We start from the raw sequence: 17,847 nt of genomic DNA on the forward strand, positions 1-17,847 counted from the left end.
CCCGGCCCCGGCCTACCGGTAGTGCGGGCGCAGGCCTAGCCTCGCTGTGTCCTTCACTCGCTACAGGAACACGCCATGACCGCACGTCTGGATTACGCCGCGCAATCCCCCGAACTGTTCAAGAAGCTCGGCCTGTACTCGCATGCCGCCCATACCGCCTCGATCGAAGCGGCCATCATCGATCTGGTCAACATCCGTGCATCGCAGCTCAACGGCTGCGGCTTCTGCCTGGACATGCACGTGAAGGAGGCCACCCTGCGCGGCGAGCGCCCACTGCGCCTGCATCACCTGGCGGCATGGCGTGAATCGACGCTGTTCAGCCCGCGCGAGCGCGCCTGCCTGGCCTGGACCGAGGTGCTGACCCAGCTGCCGGCGCAGGGTGTGCCCGACGAACTGTACACGCGCGTGCGCGGCCAGCTGTCCGAGCAGGAGATCGTCGACCTGACCCATGCGGTGATGGCGATCAACGCCTGGAACCGCGCCAACGTCGCCTTCCGTACTACGCCCGGCACCCTGGACGCGGCCTTTGGCCTGGACAAGGCCGACCTGGCCTGATCGTTCCGCCGCTGCCCCATGCAGCGGCCCTCCCCTACCGCACTGGAGACCTGCCATGCGTCGTTCTGTTCTGGCCCTGCTTGCGCTGCTGCCACTGTGCAGCGCTGCCGCCACCCCGCCCCCTGCTGCGCCCGAGCCCCTGGTGCACGAGGTGATGACCCGGGCCCTGCCGGAGCAGCCCGGCAAGGAAGCGCTGATCCTTACCGTGGAATACCCGCCGGGTGGCGCCGATCCGGTGCACCGCCACGATGCCCATGGCTTCGTCTACGTCCTGGAAGGACGGATCGTGATGGGCGTGGCCGGCGGCAAGGAAGTCACCCTCGGCCCGGGCGAGGCCTTCCATGAAGGCCCGGCCGATCTGCACACCGTAGGTCGCAACGCCAGCGCTACCGAGCCGGCGAAGTTCGTGGTGTTCCTGATCAAGGACATCGGCAAGCCGGCGGTTCTGCCGCCGCACTGATCGCACGTCCGGCGCTGGCACCAACGACAGGTCCCCGGGTGTCACAATCCGGGGACCTGTCCCGTCTACGCTGGCATGGACGATTCCACTGCGCTGTTTTCCCGCCTCCGCCCGCGCCTGTTCGGCGTGGCCTACCGCATGCTCGGGTCTTCGCACGAAGCCGAGGACGTGGTGCAGGACGTCTGGCTGCGCTGGCATGGCGCCGACCAGTCACGGATCGAGAATCCCGAAGCCTGGCTGGTCGCCACCACCACCCGTCGCGCCATTGATGGCCTGCGCCTGGCACGGCATACGCGCGAACACTATGTCGGCATGTGGTTGCCCGAGCCGCTGCTGACCGATGACACCAGCACCCCTGAATATGTGCTGGAAACCGCCAGTGATCTGTCGGTCGCCTTCCTCAGCGTGCTGGAGCGGTTGGCACCGGATGCGCGTGCGGCCTTCCTGCTGCACGACGTGTTCGATCAGGACTACGCGGTGGTCGCGCGCACCCTGGACAAGACAGAAGCCGCCTGCCGGCAGATCGTGCATCGTGCGCGCCAGCAGCTCAGGCAGGAGCGCCCGCGCTACAACGTCCCGCAGGACGTTCACCAGAAACTGCTGCGCCGTTTCGCCGAGGCCGCATCCAGTGGCGATTTCCGCGCGATGAAGGCACTGATGGCCGAGTCGGCCCAGCTGGTGGGTGACGGCGGTGGCATCGTCACCAGCTTCCCCAAACCGATGGTCGGGGGCGCACGCATTGCCCAGCTGCTGTATGCCCCGCACCTGCGGCGCAGCGCGCAATTGCGGATGGTGCCGGCCATGCTCAACGGACGGCTGGGACTGCTGCGCTATTTCGATGGTGAGCTGGAAGCGGCGATGGCCTTCGAGACCGATGGCGAACGGATCACGCAGATCCTGGTGCAGCGCAACCCGCACAAGCTGCAGCGGCTGGCACTACCCACCTCCATCCAGTAGATCCGCGCCGCGCGTGGATGGCATCCATTGCGACCTCGTTCTTGCGGGATCCGACCGGGGCGCCGATGCGCCCCGGTCGTGAACGTCTGCCTGCGCAATGGCCGCAGGATCCGATCAGAAGTCCCAGAACACCGGCACCCAGCGGAAGGTCTCGCCCTCCAGCGACACCCGGCCCACTGACGGGAACGGAAGATGCGTGGCCACCAGCATTTCGCCGGTGCCTGCCAGTTCCTTCAGCAGGGCGATGCGGACGCGCGCGGATTCCTCCGGGTCATGCTCGAAGCCGTTGTGCCAGTTCGGCTGGTCGAAGCCGACCGCGAACACCGCGTCACCGGCGAAGGTCAGGGCCTGCCCGGCAGACGCCACGCGCACCACGCAGTGGCCCGGGGTATGCCCACCGGTGCGGCGGGCCGTCACGCCCGGCGCGATCTGCTGTTCGTCCTGGAAGGTGTGCACGTAGCCGCTGTACTCGGCCCAGAAGTGCTTGGCCGTGGCGCGCAGCGCATCGGGGAACCCCTGCGGCATGTTGGTGCGGCTGAAGTCCGGCGACTTCCAGAACTCCACCTCCGCCGCGGCCACGTGGATCTTCAGGTCCGGGCGCAGCTGTTTCTTCACGCCTTCAACCAGCAGCCCGCCGACGTGGTCCATGTGCATGTGGGTGATCACCACATCGGTGATTTCGCCCAGGTTGATACCGGCGGCACCGAGGCGGCGGATCAACTGGCCGGCGCGCGGCAGCTGCAGGTCCGGGTCCATGCCCAGGCCGGCATCGATGAGGATGGTGCGATCACCGCTGTGCACCACCATCACGTTCAATGCCCAGTCGAAGGCATCCTGCGGCAGGTACATCTCTTCGAACCATTCGGCACGGTCGGCGGCCGGAACGTTGTGGCCGAGCATCTGGGTGGGCAACGGCAGGACGCCATCGCTGATCACCAGCACTTCGACGTCGCCTACCTTCAGGGCGTAGCGCGAGGGCACCAGTTCATCGAGGGCGGGGGCAATGGGCGCGGCGGTGTTTTCCAGACTGAACATGAGGGATCTCCACGAAGGGGCATTGGGCGGGCAGCGATGCAAGGCTGGCGCGAACGATTCCGGGCGCTTTCCCACGGCGCAGGGCGTGGCGTTGCCAAGGCACGGATGCCTGGCAGGCCAGCACTGCAGGGTTCATGGGAAGACGGGCCACTGCGCAAGCGGTGGGCCCGGAACACGGCTTGTGCCGTGTGCGATCAGCCTAGGCAGCACACCGTTGCCGCGGTAGGCCCGTGGAGGGGGACGTAATGTTGCATTCCGGGAAGCAATGCGAATCACATACCCAGATCAGACAGCCCCGGGTGATCATCCGGGCGACGCCCCAGTGGCCAGTGGAACTTCCGATCGCTTTCCTTGATTGGCATGTCGTTGATGCACGAAAAGCGGCGCTGCATCAGGCCATCCGCACCGAATTCCCAGTTCTCGTTTCCATAGGAGCGGAACCAGTTGCCGGAGTCGTCATGCCACTCATAGGCGTAGCGCACGGCAATACGATTGTCGGTGAAGGCCCATAGCTCCTTGATCAGCCGGTACTCAAGTTCTTTGTTCCACTTCCGGGCCAGGAACTGCCGGGCTTCCTCGCGGCCATGGGTGAACTCGGCACGGTTGCGCCACTGGGTGTCCAGCGAATAGGCCAGCGAAACCTTGTCCGCATCGCGGGAGTTCCAACCATCTTCGGCAAGGCGCACTTTCTCGATGGCCGATTCACGGGTGAACGGGGGAAGTGGCGGACGGGGTGCTTCAGTGGACACGGTGGGGCCTCCAATCAAGTGGATAAACGGGTGCTTCGACGGATTTTTTGATGACTCAGGCGTCAGCGCCTGGCCTGCTCCAACAACACCGCTGCAACATCCCTTGCAGTGTCTGCGGCGTCGTAGTCGCCCATCACGCGCGAGACGGTGATGGCGCCTTCCATGAGAACCAGCAGCTGCCGCGCCAGTGCGTCCGGCTGCTGGATATCCAGTTGCGTGGTGAGTTCCAGCGTGTAATCCAGCAGCTTCTGCTTGTGATGTTTGGCGATGTGGCGAATCGGATCATCGGGGTCGCCGACCTCGCCTGCGGTGTTGATGAAGGCGCAGCCGCGATAGCCCTCGGACTGGAACCAGCCCTTGAGCACGGTGAACATGCCGAGGATGCACGCTTCCGGGGTGTCGGCCTTGTTGCACTCCTGCTGGAACCAGGTGAGCCAGCGCACGTCGCGCGCGTTCAATGCCGCAGCGGCCACCTGGTCCTTGTTTTCAAAGTGCCGGTAGATGCTCTTCCGGGCAACGCCGGAGGTCTTCACCAGCAGGTCCATGCCGGTGGCGTGGATCCCGTTCTGGTAGATCAGCGCCTCGGCCGTGGCCAGGATCTTCTGCTGGGTTTCGGTGGTGGTTGTGTTCACGACGCCAAGGTAGAACGATCGTTCTACCCTGTCAACGGGTGGCGCGGCGACCTCTCGCGCGGGCAAGCTCGCGCAGGACGATCTATCAAGAAATTCGTACATGTCATCATCCAGGCGCCTGATTTCGGTCGCAAAGTACGTCTCACCACACACCCATGAGACGCCTCGCATGAACACCTTTGCCCGTACCCTGGCCGTTGCCGCCCTCGCCCTCTCGGTTCAGGCCGGCTTGTCCGCGCAGGCCGCCGAACCGGCCAAGCCGGCGGCAGTCACCAGCATCGCGCGCACCGCCAGCTATCTCACCACCGCCGATGGCGTGCAGCTCTACTACAAGGACTGGGGCCCGAAGGACGGCCCGGTCGTTACCTTCAGCCACGGCTGGCCGCTGAACTCGGACAGCTGGGAATCGCAGATGATCTTCCTGGCCAACCACGGCTACCGCGTCATTGCCCATGACCGTCGTGGCCACGGCCGTTCCAGCCAGCCGTGGGACGGCAACGACATGGATCACTATGCCGATGACCTGGCCACGGTGATCAACACGCTCGACCTGCATGATGTCACTCTGGTGGGCTTCTCCACGGGCGGCGGCGAAGTGGCGCGCTACATCGGCCGCCATGGCACCGGCCGGGTGAAGAAGGCGGTGCTGATCAGCTCGGTGCCGCCGCTCATGCTGAAGACCGCTGACAACCCCAATGGCCTGCCGATGGAAGTGTTCGATGGCATCCGCAAGGCGCAGATGGACAACCGCGCACAGCTGTACAAGGACATCCCGTCCGGCCCGTTCTACGGCTTCAACCGCCCGGGCGCGAAGGTATCGCAGGGCCTGATCGATGCCTGGTGGGCGCAGGGCATGCAGGGTGGCCACAAGAACACCTACGATTCGATCACCGCGTTCTCGGCCACCGACTTCCGCGCCGACCTGAAGAAGTTCGATGTGCCCACCCTGGTCATCCATGGCGACGACGACCAGATCGTGCCGATCGACATCTCCGGCCGCCAGTCGGCGAAGCTGATCAAGGGCGCCAGGCTGATTGTTTACCCGGGCGCGCCGCACGGCCTGACCGACACCCACAAGGACAAGGTCAACCAGGACCTGCTGAGCTTCCTGCAGGAAAAGTGAGTGACCGGGGCTCCGGCATCGCGCCGGAGCCCGTCTCACATCAGAGTGTTTCTGCCCCGCCGCGTGTCCGATCCCGGTCAGAGCCGTCCATGCGTGGATTCGGGCGGTGCAGAATTTCATCCGGGCCCGGCTGCAAGGGCGTGGAAATGGCCATGCCAGAACCTCGGTACCTGGCAGTAATCCTCTGCCCCTCGTTCGCAAAAATAGCTCGGCTTTACAGGGAGCGAGCGGGTAATCTGAAAACACGCGTTCGTGAAGGTGGTCACGGTTAAGTCCAGGGAAAGTCCATACCTTCAATCTCGCTGTAACGTAATTGTTGAAGATGCGAGTGGATTCCGGGCGGGCCAACAATCAGCTGTGACATGGAGGTGGGGATGTGCACGGTATCTTGCAGGTCTTCAGCAAAGCTTGCGGCTCTCCTTTATTTGATGATTGCCTCCTGCATCGCCGCGATCATGCCGGTTGGCGCCAAAGAGGGCCGATCACTTGTGCTTGTCAGACTCTCACCTGAGCAGGGGGCGGTCTTGGCAACCGGGCTACTCAGGGGGGTGTTGAGGCCAATCAACGGCTGTGTCTACTTCGTGGATCCAGGTGGCACGGCATATCTTGCAGCATGGCCTCACGATTACTCGCTGGCCATGAAGGGAGGCGTTCCCGTAGGCGTGCAGGATGAACGATCGGGGGAAATGATGGAATTCGGAATCGCCGCATCATTCGGAGGGGGGCATGGAGGTGAATCGCTCCGTTCGAGTCTTGCTGCGTCCATTCCGGATGCCTGTACTGGCCCACTCATGACGATTCACTTGATGGGTCAGGCAAAGGAGCAGCCATGATCAATCTGCGCACGTAGCTATCCATGCGCGCCCTGGCATTGTCCGCACTCGGTGCGTTCGCATTCTCCCTGTACGGCCAGCCGATAACTGGCAACCCCACGGCACACACCTACTCGCGAACGTTCAATGTATCTGAGGCCGAAGCAAAATACAGGTCGATGAAATCGATCTCTGCGGCAGGCCTGGAAGCCAGGATTCAGGCATCTGAGCCGGATACGTTTGGTGGCTTGTACGTTGAGCATGAGCCAGAATTCAAGATCGTAGTGCTGTTCACGAAGAGGCCGAAAGAGACCTTGGCAAAGTACACGCAGGATCCTGTATTTACCGGCCGCACTTCCGCTCAATCGCTCGAGATGCTCCTGGCGACCCAGGCCGAGGCGGAGGCCCAGCTTCTCGCAAAGAAGGTTGGTTTCGAGTCGGGCGTTGATATCAAGCGGTCCATTGTGACCTTTTACGTGAAGGACGAAGCGGCCGCTAGACGCGCACTCCGGCCATTGCTGGGCGCTGTCGATTTCATGGCGATCAAGCAAGTGAAAGGCTTTACTGTCACTACCGCAATCTCCGGCGGCCATAAGTTGACCGGTACTGCCTTCAGTTGCACTACTGGCTTCAACGTCTTCGACGCAGATCGTGAGCTTGGCGTCCTCACGGCCGGTCACTGTGACAATACGCTGACCTATCAGGGCATTGCCGCGCCTCTCGTTTTCCAGAGCGAGCAGAACGTAGGCGACTACGATGTCCAGTGGCATAAAGGGCCGCCCAGGGGGCCACGCCACGCGCAGACAAATGAAATCTCCCTGATCAATGGTCCGTCGCAGACGCTCGAAATAACCGGCACGCTCCCCTCCAGTTCGACGCATGTGGGGGATGTGATCTGCAAGAGTGGAATTCATGGCCACTACGCATGCGGGACCATTGAGGATATGAATTCAAGGTCCAATCATAATGGGACCATAGGCAGGTACATTCGTGCACGCAACCTTTCTCCAGGCCCTCTCAGCGTCGAAGGTGACAGCGGTGGGCCGGTCTTTTCCAACAATGCGGCCGTCGGCGTCATTCACGGCCGGGGCGGTGAAGACACGGGATTTGAGAACGACCTGTTCTACATGCCCATCGAGCGGGTTTCAGCACTTGGCGTTACCGTATTGACGGAGGCCTTTGAAGTTACCGGCATCGCAGATCGCACAGAAAATTATTTCAGGCCATTTTCCGTTCCGGTTGCGTACAAGGGAGTTCCGAAGTTTCCGATAGAGTTGACGCTTGAGCGCCCGGTGTGCCCGAGCGGGCCCTGCGAACCCGCCACGGAAACGTTGCCGGACAAGATGCCCTCCCCGCTCAACTACACATGGGCCTGCTTCTACCCCATCGTGCTCTACCCGCCTCCCGTCATTCCCCCTCCCCCGTTGACCTGGAGGGAGCGGATTACCTTGAAGGATGCGTCTGGAATCACCGCCGAGCCCGTTGAGTACAACCTGCACTGCAGTGGATGCCCTGATTGTCCATAGCCCGCATCTGTTGATGAGTGCAGTGCTGGAACCACGTGCGTGGATTCTTCGTCAGCCGAGCATGGCTCGGCTCTACATAAGCGCCAGCTCCCTGGCAAGGAACGGTGCCGTCCTGCTGCCTTTGGCGCGCGCCACCTGTTGTGGCGTCCCTTTCGCCACGATGGTGCCCCCTGCCCCGCCAGCTCCGGGGCCTACGTCAATCACCCAGTCCGCCTGTGCAACCGCGCGCATGTCGTGCTCGATCATCACCACCGTATTGCCCGCGTCCACCAGCCGCTGCAGCTGCACCAGCAGCCGGTCCGCATCCGAGGCATGCAGGCCGGTAGTGGGTTCGTCCAGCACGTACAGCGTGCGCCCGCGCTGGCTGCGCTGCAGCTCGGTGGCCAGCTTGATGCGCTGGGCTTCGCCACCGGAAAGTTCGGTGGCCGGCTGGCCCAACCGCAGGTAGCCCAGGCCGATTTCCTGCAGCAACTGCAGCGGCCGGGCAATGGCCTCTTCCTCGCTGAAGAACGCATGCGCCTGGTCGACCGTCATCTGCAGGACCTCGGCGATGTTGCGGTCATTCCACTGCACCTTCAGCGTGGCTTCGTTGTAGCGGGCGCCATGACAGGTGGGGCACGGCGCATAGACGCTGGGCATGAACAGCAGTTCGACGCTGACGAAACCTTCGCCCTCGCAGGTCTCGCACCGGCCCTTGGCCACGTTGAACGAGAAGCGGCCCGCATCGAAACGGCGGCGGCGCGCGGCCGGTGTGGCGGCGAACAGCTTGCGCACGTGATCGAACAGCCCGGTATAGGTGGCCAGGTTGGAGCGTGGCGTGCGGCCGATGGGCTTCTGGTCGACCTGCACCACCCGCTGGATGGCGTCTACATCGCCCGCCAATGTGCCCCGGGTCGTTTCGATCACGGTTGGCCCGTCGGTGGGCGCGCTATCGGCGTTGTCGTCCGAAGGCTCATGCCCGAGGTGCAGCAGCAACAGCTCGGGCAGCGCCTGCGCCATCAGGCTGGACTTGCCAGAGCCGGAAATGCCGGTCACGGCCGTCAGCAGCCCCAGCGGCACCTGTGCGTCCACGCCCTGCAGGTTGTGGCGGTGGATGCCCTTCAATTCCAGCCAGCTGCTGGCGTTGCGCTGCCGGCTGGCAGGTGCGGGCACCTGATCGAACAGATACAGGGCCGTGCGCGACTCCTGGATGTGGCGCAGGCCATCGGGCTCGCCACTGTAGAGCACGCGCCCGCCGTGTTCCCCTGCCTGCGGCCCCACATCCACCAGCCACTGCGCGCGGCGCATCAGCTCCAGATCGTGTTCAACCACGAATACCGAGTTTCCGCCGTCACGCAGGCGCTCAAGCGCGTCGTACAGGGCCTGGCTGTCGGCGGGGTGCAGGCCGGCCGAGGGCTCATCGAGCACGTACAGCACACCAAACAGCAAGGAACTGAGCTGGGTGGCCAGCCGCAGGCGCTGCAGTTCGCCGGCCGACAGTGTGGGCGTGGCCCGATCCAACGAGAGATAGCCCAGGCCCAGGTCACGCAGCTGGTGTACACGCGCCATGACTCCGCCTGCCAGTCGTTGTGCTGCCAGGCGCTTCTCTTCGGACAAGGCCGAGGTCAGGCGCACATCCGGAGCGCCCTCGTGGGTCGCCTGGCCACTCGCGGCCCTCCGGGCGCGATCGCGGGGTGTCGCGCTCCTGCTGGTGCGAGCGCCCTTGCTGTGCGCGCCGAAATCACCTTGTGCGATGGGCTCCAGCAGCGCCGCCAGCTGGTCCAGCGGCAGCCGCATGAACTCACCGATATCCACGCCGGCAAAGGTGACCGAGAGCGCCTCCGGCTTCAGGCGTTTTCCATGGCAGGTCGGGCACAACCGGCCTTCCATGTAGCGGGAAACGCGCTTGCGCATCAGCGCGCTCTGGGTGTTGGCAAAGGTGTGCAGCACGTAGCGGCGTGCGCCGGTGTAGGTGCCCATGTAGCTGGGCTCCTGCTTGCGCTTCAGTGCGGCACGGGTCTCTGCGGGCGTGAACCCGGCATAGACCGGCACGCTGGGCGCTTCCTCGGTGAACAGGATCCAGTCGCGGTCCTTCTTCGGCAACTTCTTCCACGGCACGTCGATGTCGTAGCCCAGCGTGACCAGGATGTCGCGCAGGTTCTGGCCATGCCATGCCGGCGGCCAGGAGGCGATGGCGCGCTCGCGGATGCTCAGCGAGGGGTCCGGAACCATCAGCGCTTCGGTCACTTCGTAGACATGCCCCAGGCCATGGCAGGTGCTGCAGGCACCCTGTGGCGTGTTGGGCGAGAAGTCCTCGGCGTACAGCATGGGCTGGTTGGCCGGGTACGCACCCGCACGCGAGTACATCATGCGCACCAGGCTGGACAGCGTGGTCACGCTGCCCACCGATGAACGTGCGTTGCTGGCCCCGCGCTGTTGCTGCAGGGCCACCGCCGGCGGCAGCCCGTCGATGGCATCCACATCGGGCACGCCCGCCTGGTCGATCAGGCGCCTGGCATACGGCGCAACAGACTCAAAGTAGCGCCGCTGCGCCTCAGCGAAGACAGTACCGAAGGCCAACGACGACTTGCCCGAACCCGACACCCCGGAGAACACCACCAGTGCATTGCGTGGGATGGAGACGTCGACATTCTTGAGGTTGTGCTCGCGCGCACCGCGCACCTCGACGCAACCGCTGGCGGCGGCAGCGCATGACGATTCACCAAAGGGGGTGTTGGACATCGATACGATCCTGCAGGCAGTGAGTGGCGCGCGCCAGGGCGCGCCCAGTGGCTCATTCTCGCTGCTGAGAGGTGAATTCGGCGAGGGCGGGCACGGTGACAGCCTGCATGATCCCGTGCGCCTCGCCCTCCGCCCTACCCTCGCTGCAGCACTACCACCCACACCCCCATCAGGGCACTCCCCGCCAGCAGACTCAGCCACACCCGCCCAACACTACGGGCACTGAAGACGCCCACAGCAACGGCAATGAACAGCACGAACCCCAGCAGTGAACTGGCCAGGACCGAAACGGACGTCCTCACCCCGACCAGCACGGGCAACAACAACGCCAGTGCCGTGGCGGTAGCGGCGGTGAACACGTAGCCGCCCACCGAGGCGGCCAGCACGCGGCTTGCCACCTGCCAGCGATAGGCCGCTTCCCGCCCGGCCGGAGGCTTGGCAGGGCGCGCCGCCTCCGGCGCCCGTGGCCAGCGGCGCTGCAGCACCACGGCCACTCTGGCCAACATCAACCCGAATGCCAGTGCGACCAGCTCCACGCCGGCCTGCTGCCATGCGCCCCGCTGCAGATACATCAGCAGCCACTGCCCGGTGGTTGCCATGTTCACCAGCGGCAGCGCCAGGCACAGTGCTGCGGCCAGCCACAACTGCTCGATCCAGGCCAGGCGAGGTGGGCGCCAAAGCGCGTGCAGCACCGAGGCAGCGCAGGCCGTAAGAAAAATGCGTATTTCCCACGCACTGCGACCGCTCATTTCCAGTGGCAGCAAGCGATTGCCGTACAGGTAGACGATGCTTGCCAGCGCCACCCCAGCCAGCGATGCGACGTTGAATGCTTCCACGCAGCGATAGATGCCCGCCGTGGCCGAGCCGAACTCATGCTCGCTGCGCTTGCGCCGCTTGATCGAGAACAGCAGCGTGCCGATGGCGATCATCGCCGTGCCCAGCAGGCCGCTGATGAAGTACAGCCACTTCATCGGCCAGCCGCCGAAATCGGCCTTGTGCAGTGCTTCAATCGTCTCATGCACCTGCACAGCGCCAATGGCATGCGGGTGTGCGCCATGCTGTTGCAGTAGCGTGCCGCTGGCAGCATCGAACACCGCGCGGCTGGCCTCGGTCAGCAGATGCCTGTCTGCGCGCCCCTCGGGCTTGCGACCGATCACCTCCACCACGCTGTGCACGGTGCCGGGCGCCTGGACCATGATCAATGCTGGCGGCTGCCCGCTGATGGCCTGCGCGCGTGCCAGCAGGTGCTGCAGGTCCGGCAGTTGCGCGGTGGATACCAGGATGCCTGGCGGAGCCGGCTGTGCAGGCGCCAGCTCGGCTTCATAGCGCGCATAGGCGTCATCCGCATCGCCATAGGCCGCATGCACCGGCCACGGCAGATAGCTGCTGTAGAAGAAGGTCAGCCCGGTGTAGCCGATCATGAACAGGAACGGCAGGGTCAGCACGGCACTCAGGTTGTGCGCGTCCAGCCAGCTGCGCTGTCCCTTGCCGGGGCGAAAGGTGAAGAAGTCCTTGAAGATGCGTTTATGCACCACCACGCCGGACACCAGTGCCAGCAGCATGCAGGCGGTGATCCAGCCCACCAGCCAGTAGCCAGCCATGCCGCCGTGCAGGGTGTAGTGGAAGGACATGAAGTGGCGCCCGCCTTCGGTTTCCCGAAGGCGAGGTGGAGGCTGTGGCATGCCGGTGCCGGCATCCACCCAGCGTTCGTGCGCGGTGCCGTCGCCATCCTCCCACGACAGCTCCAGTGGCCAGCCCGCCTGGGCAGGCCAACGGATCTGCCATGACCTGGCATCGGCGGCATTTGCTGCCAGCCAGTGCTGCGCACGTACCGCCTGCATTCCCGTGTCCACCGCCGGCGAGGAGACCGGCACGGGGCCGGCCTCCATCCATCGCGTGATCGGCTCACGGAACACGCTGAGCGTGCCGGTCAGGAAGATCGCGCACAACAGCCAGCCACAGGTGAGGCCGCACCAGGTGTGCAGCCACGACATGCTCTGCCGGAAGCCCGCTTTCATGCCTGCCCCGTGGCGGGCAGGCCGTTGCCCCGCCGGCTGCGAAAGGTCACAGCGAGCCGCGCAGCGTCAGCATCACATTGCGGGGTTCGCCAAAGAAGTTGCCGCGGCGGATCTGGCTGATCATCGCGTAGTAGCGGGTGTCGAACAGGTTGGCCACGTTGACGCCTACGCTCCAGCGCGGATTGATCCGGTAGCCGGCGCGCAGGTCCCACACGGCACGTCCCGCTGCGCCCATGCGCCAGTCCGGGTCGTCGTAGGCCGGATAGGAGTAGCTGCTCTGTGCCGATACACCACCGCCCACGGAGAACGCGTTCCACTTGCCCGGCAGCTGGTAGGACGTCGACAGGCGCAGCAGGTGGCGGGGCGTCTCGGCGCTGATGGTCGCGCCCTCATCGTCGCGGCTGGTGACGTGGGTATAGCCCGCCATCATCTGCCAGCCCGGCGCCAGTTCGCCGCTGGCCTCCAGCTCAAAGCCCTTGCTGCGCAGCTTGCCGCCATTGCGGTAGCAATCGGACGACGCCAGCGAGCCACGGCAGCTGCCCGGGTCGGATTCGTCCACCACGGCGTTGCCGGTCTTGCGGATGGAGAACACCGCGGCGGAGACATTCAGGCGGCCATCGTTCAACTCACCCTTCACGCCCAGCTCGTAGTTGGCGCCGATGGCCGGATCCAGCACCGAGCCGGACGCTGTGACGTACGAGCTCTGCGGCTGGAAGGTATCGGCGTAGCTGACATAGACCGACCATTGCGGACCCAGGTCGTAGACAAGGCCGGCGTACGGGGTGAATTCGTGCTTCTGTTCGTAGTCGCGGCTCCTGGCGCCGGTGAAGCCATCGCTGGACTGGTACTTCACCCAGCTCAGCCGGCCACCCAGCGTGAGGTGCAGCGGTTCTGCCAGCTGCAGGCGCAGGTTGCTGTACACGCCGCTCTGCTGGGCGCGGGCGTTTTCTGACCAGTCCCACGCGGGCTGCAGCGGCTGCGCGATGGCGCTGTGGTCGGGTGCGTAGACATCAATCGGCACGTCGATGGCCAGGTCCGCCGAGCTCTGGCGGGTACGCTGGCGCGACCACATCGCGCCCAGCAGCAGCTGATGGCTGCGGCCGAAGGCGTCGAAACTGCCGGTGGTGTGCAGGTCGATGCCATCACTGCGCACGCGCGAGCGGTTGAAATAGATGTCATAGAAGCGCGAACCGATGCCGGTGGCGCGGTCCACCCCGCCCAGCGGAACCGCGACACGCTGGTCCAGGTCCGACTCGGTGCGGTTCACCGACAGGCGTGCCTTCCAGCGTTCGTTGAAGCGGTGCTCCGCCTCTGCAAAGGCTTCGTCGACGGAGCCCTCCTGCCGGTTCCAGTCCTGGATGAGCGAGGTGGAACGCTTGATGTCCAGCGCACCGCCATCGGTGTAGCGCGGCAGGCCGAACAGCCAGTAGCCGTCGGTGTCACTGGCCTGATGGCGCAGGCCGAAGGTCAACGTGGTATCCGTGCCCAGATCGGCGACGATCACCCCATAGGCCACCGGCGTCTTCGATGAGGTGCCCCGCTGGAAGTAGTCGCGGTCCTGATATGCGGCGACCAGTCGGCCGCGCACACTGCCGGTAGCATTGAGCGGGCCACCGCCATCCACCTCGACGCGGTAGTTGTCCCACGAGCCCACGGTTGCGGCCAGATCCAGATGGGCCTGGTCGCGCGGACGCTTGCGCACCATGTTGATTGCTCCGCTGGGGTCGGCTGCACCCAGCATCATGCCACCAGCACCGCGCAGCACTTCAACGCGCTCCAGTACCGCGGTGTCGATCGGCAGCCAACCCACGGGGGCATAGACGATGCCGGCCACGCCGTCGACCAGATAGTTGCTGTCGTCCACGGTAAAGCTGCGGATCGAGAACTTGTGGTTGCCGAAGTTGCGGGCGGTCTTGGTCACACCCGTGGTCTGCGCCAGGGCCTCGTCCAGCGTGGTGAGGTTGCGGTCGTCGAGCTGCTGGCGGGTGATCACGCTGACCGATTGCGGGGTCTGGCGGATGCTCTGTCCCAGCTTGCCCAGGCTCAGTTCACGTGCCGTGTAAGCGCCATCGCTTGGGGCATCGGCGGTCACGTTCACCGTCTGCAGGGTGGTCTGGGCATCCTTGCTGCGCGCAGGCGCTGCTGCTTCCTGCGCCAGGGTGAACACGCCCGGACGGGTGGCATTGACACGCACGCCACTGCCCTCCAGCAGGCGCGCCAGTGCTTCCTGCGGCGTGTAACTGCCGGTCAAGGCCGGAGCGCGACGGCCCGCCACCGCCGATTCGCTGAACAGCACCTGCTGCCGGGACTGCTCGGAAAAGCGGCGCAGTGCGGCATCCAGCGGTTGCGCCGGAATATTGAACTGCACGCGTGCAGCCGGCTGCGACTGTGCAATGGCCGGCGCTGCCAGCGCGCTGGAAATGCACAGTGCCAGCAACGGCAGCCGCTTGGCGTGTACCCCCGTAGAGAACGCGCCAGCAACAAGTGCGCGCTTGATCTTCATGTACCCCATTACCGCTCCATCATGCTTGGCCACCACTGGCCTCACTGGGGTAAACGGAAAATAGCGGTGGGGTGGGAACCCGCGCCGGAAGAAATATTCGCTCCGGCGTCAGCGGGTCACAGGCCGTTCGTCGATGCGATAGCCGCCCTGGGCAGTGCGGGTCACCTGCACGGGCAACAGATCCGGCAGCGCTTCCAGGAAGGTGGCCGGGGCATCGGTGGCTGCGTAGCCGGAGACCGGCAGGAACTTCAGCCCTGGCTGTCCCAGCGTAACGGGATGGCCCAGATACTGCCCCACCTCCTGCGCCACTTCGTCCAGCGGCGTGCGCCGGAACACCAGGCGCCCGTTGCGCCAGCCGCCAACGCTGTCTGCACTGGCGGCAATGGAGCGGTAGGCGGCTGTGAGCGTGGTAACGGCCAGGCCCTGTTCGGCGTGCAGGCTGACCGGCGAGGCACCTTCGGCGCGATCCGGCTGCACCCGCACGTGCCCATGCAGCACCTTGACCACGACTTCGCCCGGCCCATTGCGCACATTGAAGGTCGTGCCGACCACCCTCACCCGGCTGCGCTGGGCATCGACGGTGAAGGGACGGTCGGCCGCCGGGGCGACCTCAAAGAACGCCTCGCCCTGGCTGAGCACTACTTCACGGCGGGATCGATAGAAATGCACGGCCAGCGTGCTGCATGCATTGAGCGAAATCCGTGAGCCGTCCGGCAATTGCAGATCACGTATCTCGCCCGCGCCGGTGGCCACGTCCTGTACGTAGCTGGGCGCGGCGTACCAACCGTAGCCGACGTACCCCAAGGCCAGCATCGCCACGGCCGCAGCCGCCGCAACGCGTGGCAGGCGCCACGATCGTGCACGCCGCGCCGCCCTGCCCCGCCGTAGAGCGGCAGGTGCAGGTACTGCTGGGGTGATCACCGCATGCGCGTCCGAGGCCAGTACGGGGCGTGACAGGTGGCCAAGGTCCTGCCAGGTTCTGGTCACATCGGCGAACGCCTGTCGATGTGTTTCGCTCTCGGCCAGCCAGTGCTGCAGGGCTGCCTCGTCCTTCGGTTGCCAGGCCGTATCCTGCCGCCGTACCAGCCACGCGGCCGCCGCCTCATGCAGGGCAAACGGGTCGGAACCTGCGGGAGAAGGGAGATCGGTCATCGGCAGGGAAAATCAGCATCGATGGCAGGCGCCAACGCCTCGCCCGCCTTGGTCGGACGATGCAGTTCCTGCATCTGTGTCAGAGACGCATAGCGTACCCGCACTTCGCAGTAGGCAACCGCTCGCGACAGGTGCTTGACCACCATGCGGCGGGAGATCTGCATGCGAGCGGCCACGTCCTCCTGGGTCAGCCCATCGAAGCGGCAGAGCACGAATGCCTCGCGTTGACGCTCGGGCAGCTCGGCCAGCGCTTCTCGCAGGCGCTCCAGGCGCTGCCGCTGGGCACTGAGCTGCAACGGGCACTGTGATTCATCGCTGGCGATGGCTTGGCCAGCATCCTCGGCATCTGCCAGTGGCAGGGTCTGGAGACGGCGGCCTGCGGTGTGCTCACGATATTCATCGGCCACGGTGTTCATTACCGTTCGCCGGAAATAGGCACCTTGCTGGTCGCAGGACGCCAGTGCAGGGTTTGCCGCCAGCCATTTGACTGCACCGTCGTGCAGGGCGTCCTCACCGTCCGCACCTCTGACGCGTGCAAGGCCGCGGAGGATGGGCCCGCGCCAGCGGGCATAGGCTTTCGCAAGGAGGTTCCCGCCCGTTGGCGAGGCGTCTTCCGGAATGCCCGCCTCCGTGGATGAGGCCCGATCCGCGTTGCTGCCCGTGCCCCGGCCTAGCGTGGACACATCACCCTCAGGGCAAATGCATGCGGTCTGCACAGGTGGGGCGGGGAGTTCACGTTGGGAGCCGGAGTTCTGGCCGCCATAGGCGACGGAAGGGGTGGGATGATGCAAGTGTAGTGAGAGTCATTTGCAATTGGAACTGCTCGCCCCGCACCGGCCCTGTAATGAAATGCAAGCAGCAGCTCACCAGTGATGGTGCTGGACGCCAGCGAGACCTGCCGAATGCGCTGATCGCGGGCATGCGGGTTGATTGGAGCCTGTAAGTACATCGGGGCCGGCCAGCGGCCGCACCATCCTTGGGAGTCATTAATGTGACGCGTCACGACGGAGCTGGTTTCAGCCTGCGACCCCAACCCCTTTACCTGCCTCGCCCAGTCGCAACGAGGCCAGATAGCGGCAGTACTTGCCGATGAAGAGGCCAGTGAATCCGCCTGCCAGCAGCAGGTAGGCGGCGCTGAAGCCGGCGTTGGCGGTCAGCGACGGCGATAATGCAAATGCGACTTCGAAACCGTACTTCACCAGGAAGGTGATCAGCAGCAGCGGCAGCAGGCTGAAGTCCGCGTTGCGCCAGAGCTTTCCGGTAGCGCCCTCCAGGGTCAGCTTCACGTGGCCCAGCAGCAGCCATCCCAGTGCTGCCCCGGTGCCGATGCAGGCCAACCACTCGCCCCAGGCGGTCAGCGAGGCGCCGAAGCGATGACTGATCGACCACGCGCCCCACACGGCGAACAGGACGGGCACGATCGCCAGCTTCTGCAACGAAGTCTCACCCGGCTTCATGGCGGCGATGCCACGCGTGACCAGGAACGCCAGGAGCAGCCAGACCCAGATCGGCGTCTGCGAGGTGAGTTGCTGGAGCATGTTCATGAGCGGTCGCCTTGGTGGGTGGTGGCGAGGTGCCCTCGCCTTGGCGCCCACTATTCGCTT

14 protein-coding genes are annotated in these 17,847 nt (G+C 65.0%); 5 read left to right on the forward strand and 9 right to left on the reverse strand.

The features are described 5' to 3' along the window. Positions 1-75 precede the first annotated feature (75 nt). The 3 genes from AC5O77_RS01260 (at position 76) to AC5O77_RS01270 (ending at position 1,972) form a co-directional block, all read left to right on the forward strand. Positions 76-555, forward strand: a complete 480-nt coding sequence (locus AC5O77_RS01260) for a carboxymuconolactone decarboxylase family protein (RefSeq protein ID WP_125893223.1) — start codon at positions 76-78, stop codon at positions 553-555. Positions 556-610: 55 nt separating this feature from the next. Then, positions 611-1,015: a cupin domain-containing protein gene (locus tag AC5O77_RS01265; RefSeq protein WP_125893221.1), complete on the forward strand. Its 405-nt coding sequence runs from the start codon at positions 611-613 to the stop codon at positions 1,013-1,015. Positions 1,016-1,090: 75 nt separating this feature from the next. Beyond that, positions 1,091-1,972 carry an RNA polymerase sigma-70 factor gene (locus tag AC5O77_RS01270; protein ID WP_494506347.1) on the forward strand — a complete coding sequence of 294 codons (882 nt, stop codon included), beginning with the start codon at positions 1,091-1,093 and terminating at the stop codon, positions 1,970-1,972. 114 nt (positions 1,973-2,086) lie between these two features. Here the strand turns inward: AC5O77_RS01270 and AC5O77_RS01275 are convergent, their stop codons facing one another. The 3 genes from AC5O77_RS01275 to AC5O77_RS01285 all read right to left on the reverse strand — a co-directional run bounded on the left by AC5O77_RS01275 (position 2,087) and on the right by AC5O77_RS01285 (position 4,388). Beyond that, positions 2,087-3,007 carry an MBL fold metallo-hydrolase gene (locus AC5O77_RS01275; RefSeq protein WP_494506348.1) on the reverse strand — a complete coding sequence of 307 codons (921 nt, stop codon included), beginning with the start codon at positions 3,005-3,007 and terminating at the stop codon, positions 2,087-2,089. A gap of 272 nt (positions 3,008-3,279) precedes the next feature. After that, positions 3,280-3,756, reverse strand: coding sequence for a nuclear transport factor 2 family protein (locus tag AC5O77_RS01280; protein ID WP_494506349.1), 477 nt, complete (start codon positions 3,754-3,756; stop codon positions 3,280-3,282). 62 nt (positions 3,757-3,818) lie between these two features. Next, a complete protein-coding gene (locus tag AC5O77_RS01285; protein ID WP_494506417.1) occupies positions 3,819-4,388 on the reverse strand; it encodes a TetR/AcrR family transcriptional regulator in 570 nt (189 codons plus the stop codon). 169 nt (positions 4,389-4,557) lie between these two features. Between AC5O77_RS01285 and AC5O77_RS01290 the strand changes: the two genes are divergently transcribed. Then, on the forward strand, positions 4,558-5,511 hold the full coding sequence (locus AC5O77_RS01290) for an alpha/beta fold hydrolase (RefSeq protein WP_494506350.1): 954 nt from the start codon (positions 4,558-4,560) through the stop codon (positions 5,509-5,511). A gap of 856 nt (positions 5,512-6,367) precedes the next feature. Beyond that, on the forward strand, positions 6,368-7,849 hold the full coding sequence (locus tag AC5O77_RS01295; protein WP_494506351.1) for a S1 family peptidase: 1,482 nt from the start codon (positions 6,368-6,370) through the stop codon (positions 7,847-7,849). 72 nt (positions 7,850-7,921) lie between these two features. Here the strand turns inward: AC5O77_RS01295 and AC5O77_RS01300 are convergent, their stop codons facing one another. The 6 genes from AC5O77_RS01300 to AC5O77_RS01325 form a co-directional block, all read right to left on the reverse strand. Continuing rightward, on the reverse strand, positions 7,922-10,570 hold the full coding sequence (locus AC5O77_RS01300) for an excinuclease ABC subunit UvrA (protein ID WP_494506352.1): 2,649 nt from the start codon (positions 10,568-10,570) through the stop codon (positions 7,922-7,924). A gap of 134 nt (positions 10,571-10,704) precedes the next feature. Then, positions 10,705-12,588, reverse strand: coding sequence for a PepSY-associated TM helix domain-containing protein (locus AC5O77_RS01305; protein ID WP_494506353.1), 1,884 nt, complete (start codon positions 12,586-12,588; stop codon positions 10,705-10,707). 46 nt (positions 12,589-12,634) lie between these two features. Next, a complete protein-coding gene (locus AC5O77_RS01310; protein WP_494506354.1) occupies positions 12,635-15,091 on the reverse strand; it encodes a TonB-dependent siderophore receptor in 2,457 nt (818 codons plus the stop codon). Positions 15,092-15,199: 108 nt separating this feature from the next. Further along, positions 15,200-16,243, reverse strand: coding sequence for a FecR family protein (locus tag AC5O77_RS01315; RefSeq protein WP_494506355.1), 1,044 nt, complete (start codon positions 16,241-16,243; stop codon positions 15,200-15,202). Further along, the gene (locus tag AC5O77_RS01320) at positions 16,240-16,959 is read right to left on the reverse strand and encodes an RNA polymerase sigma factor (RefSeq protein ID WP_494506418.1); all 720 of its coding nucleotides are present in this window, start codon (positions 16,957-16,959) and stop codon (positions 16,240-16,242) included. Before AC5O77_RS01320 ends, AC5O77_RS01315 begins: the two co-directional genes overlap by 4 nt. A 300-nt stretch (positions 16,960-17,259) precedes the next feature. Further along, on the reverse strand, positions 17,260-17,787 hold the full coding sequence (locus tag AC5O77_RS01325; protein ID WP_494506356.1) for a DUF6622 family protein: 528 nt from the start codon (positions 17,785-17,787) through the stop codon (positions 17,260-17,262). Between the last annotated feature and the right edge of the window lie 60 nt (positions 17,788-17,847).

The organism is Stenotrophomonas sp. INTA L402-1 (assembly GCF_059295135.1).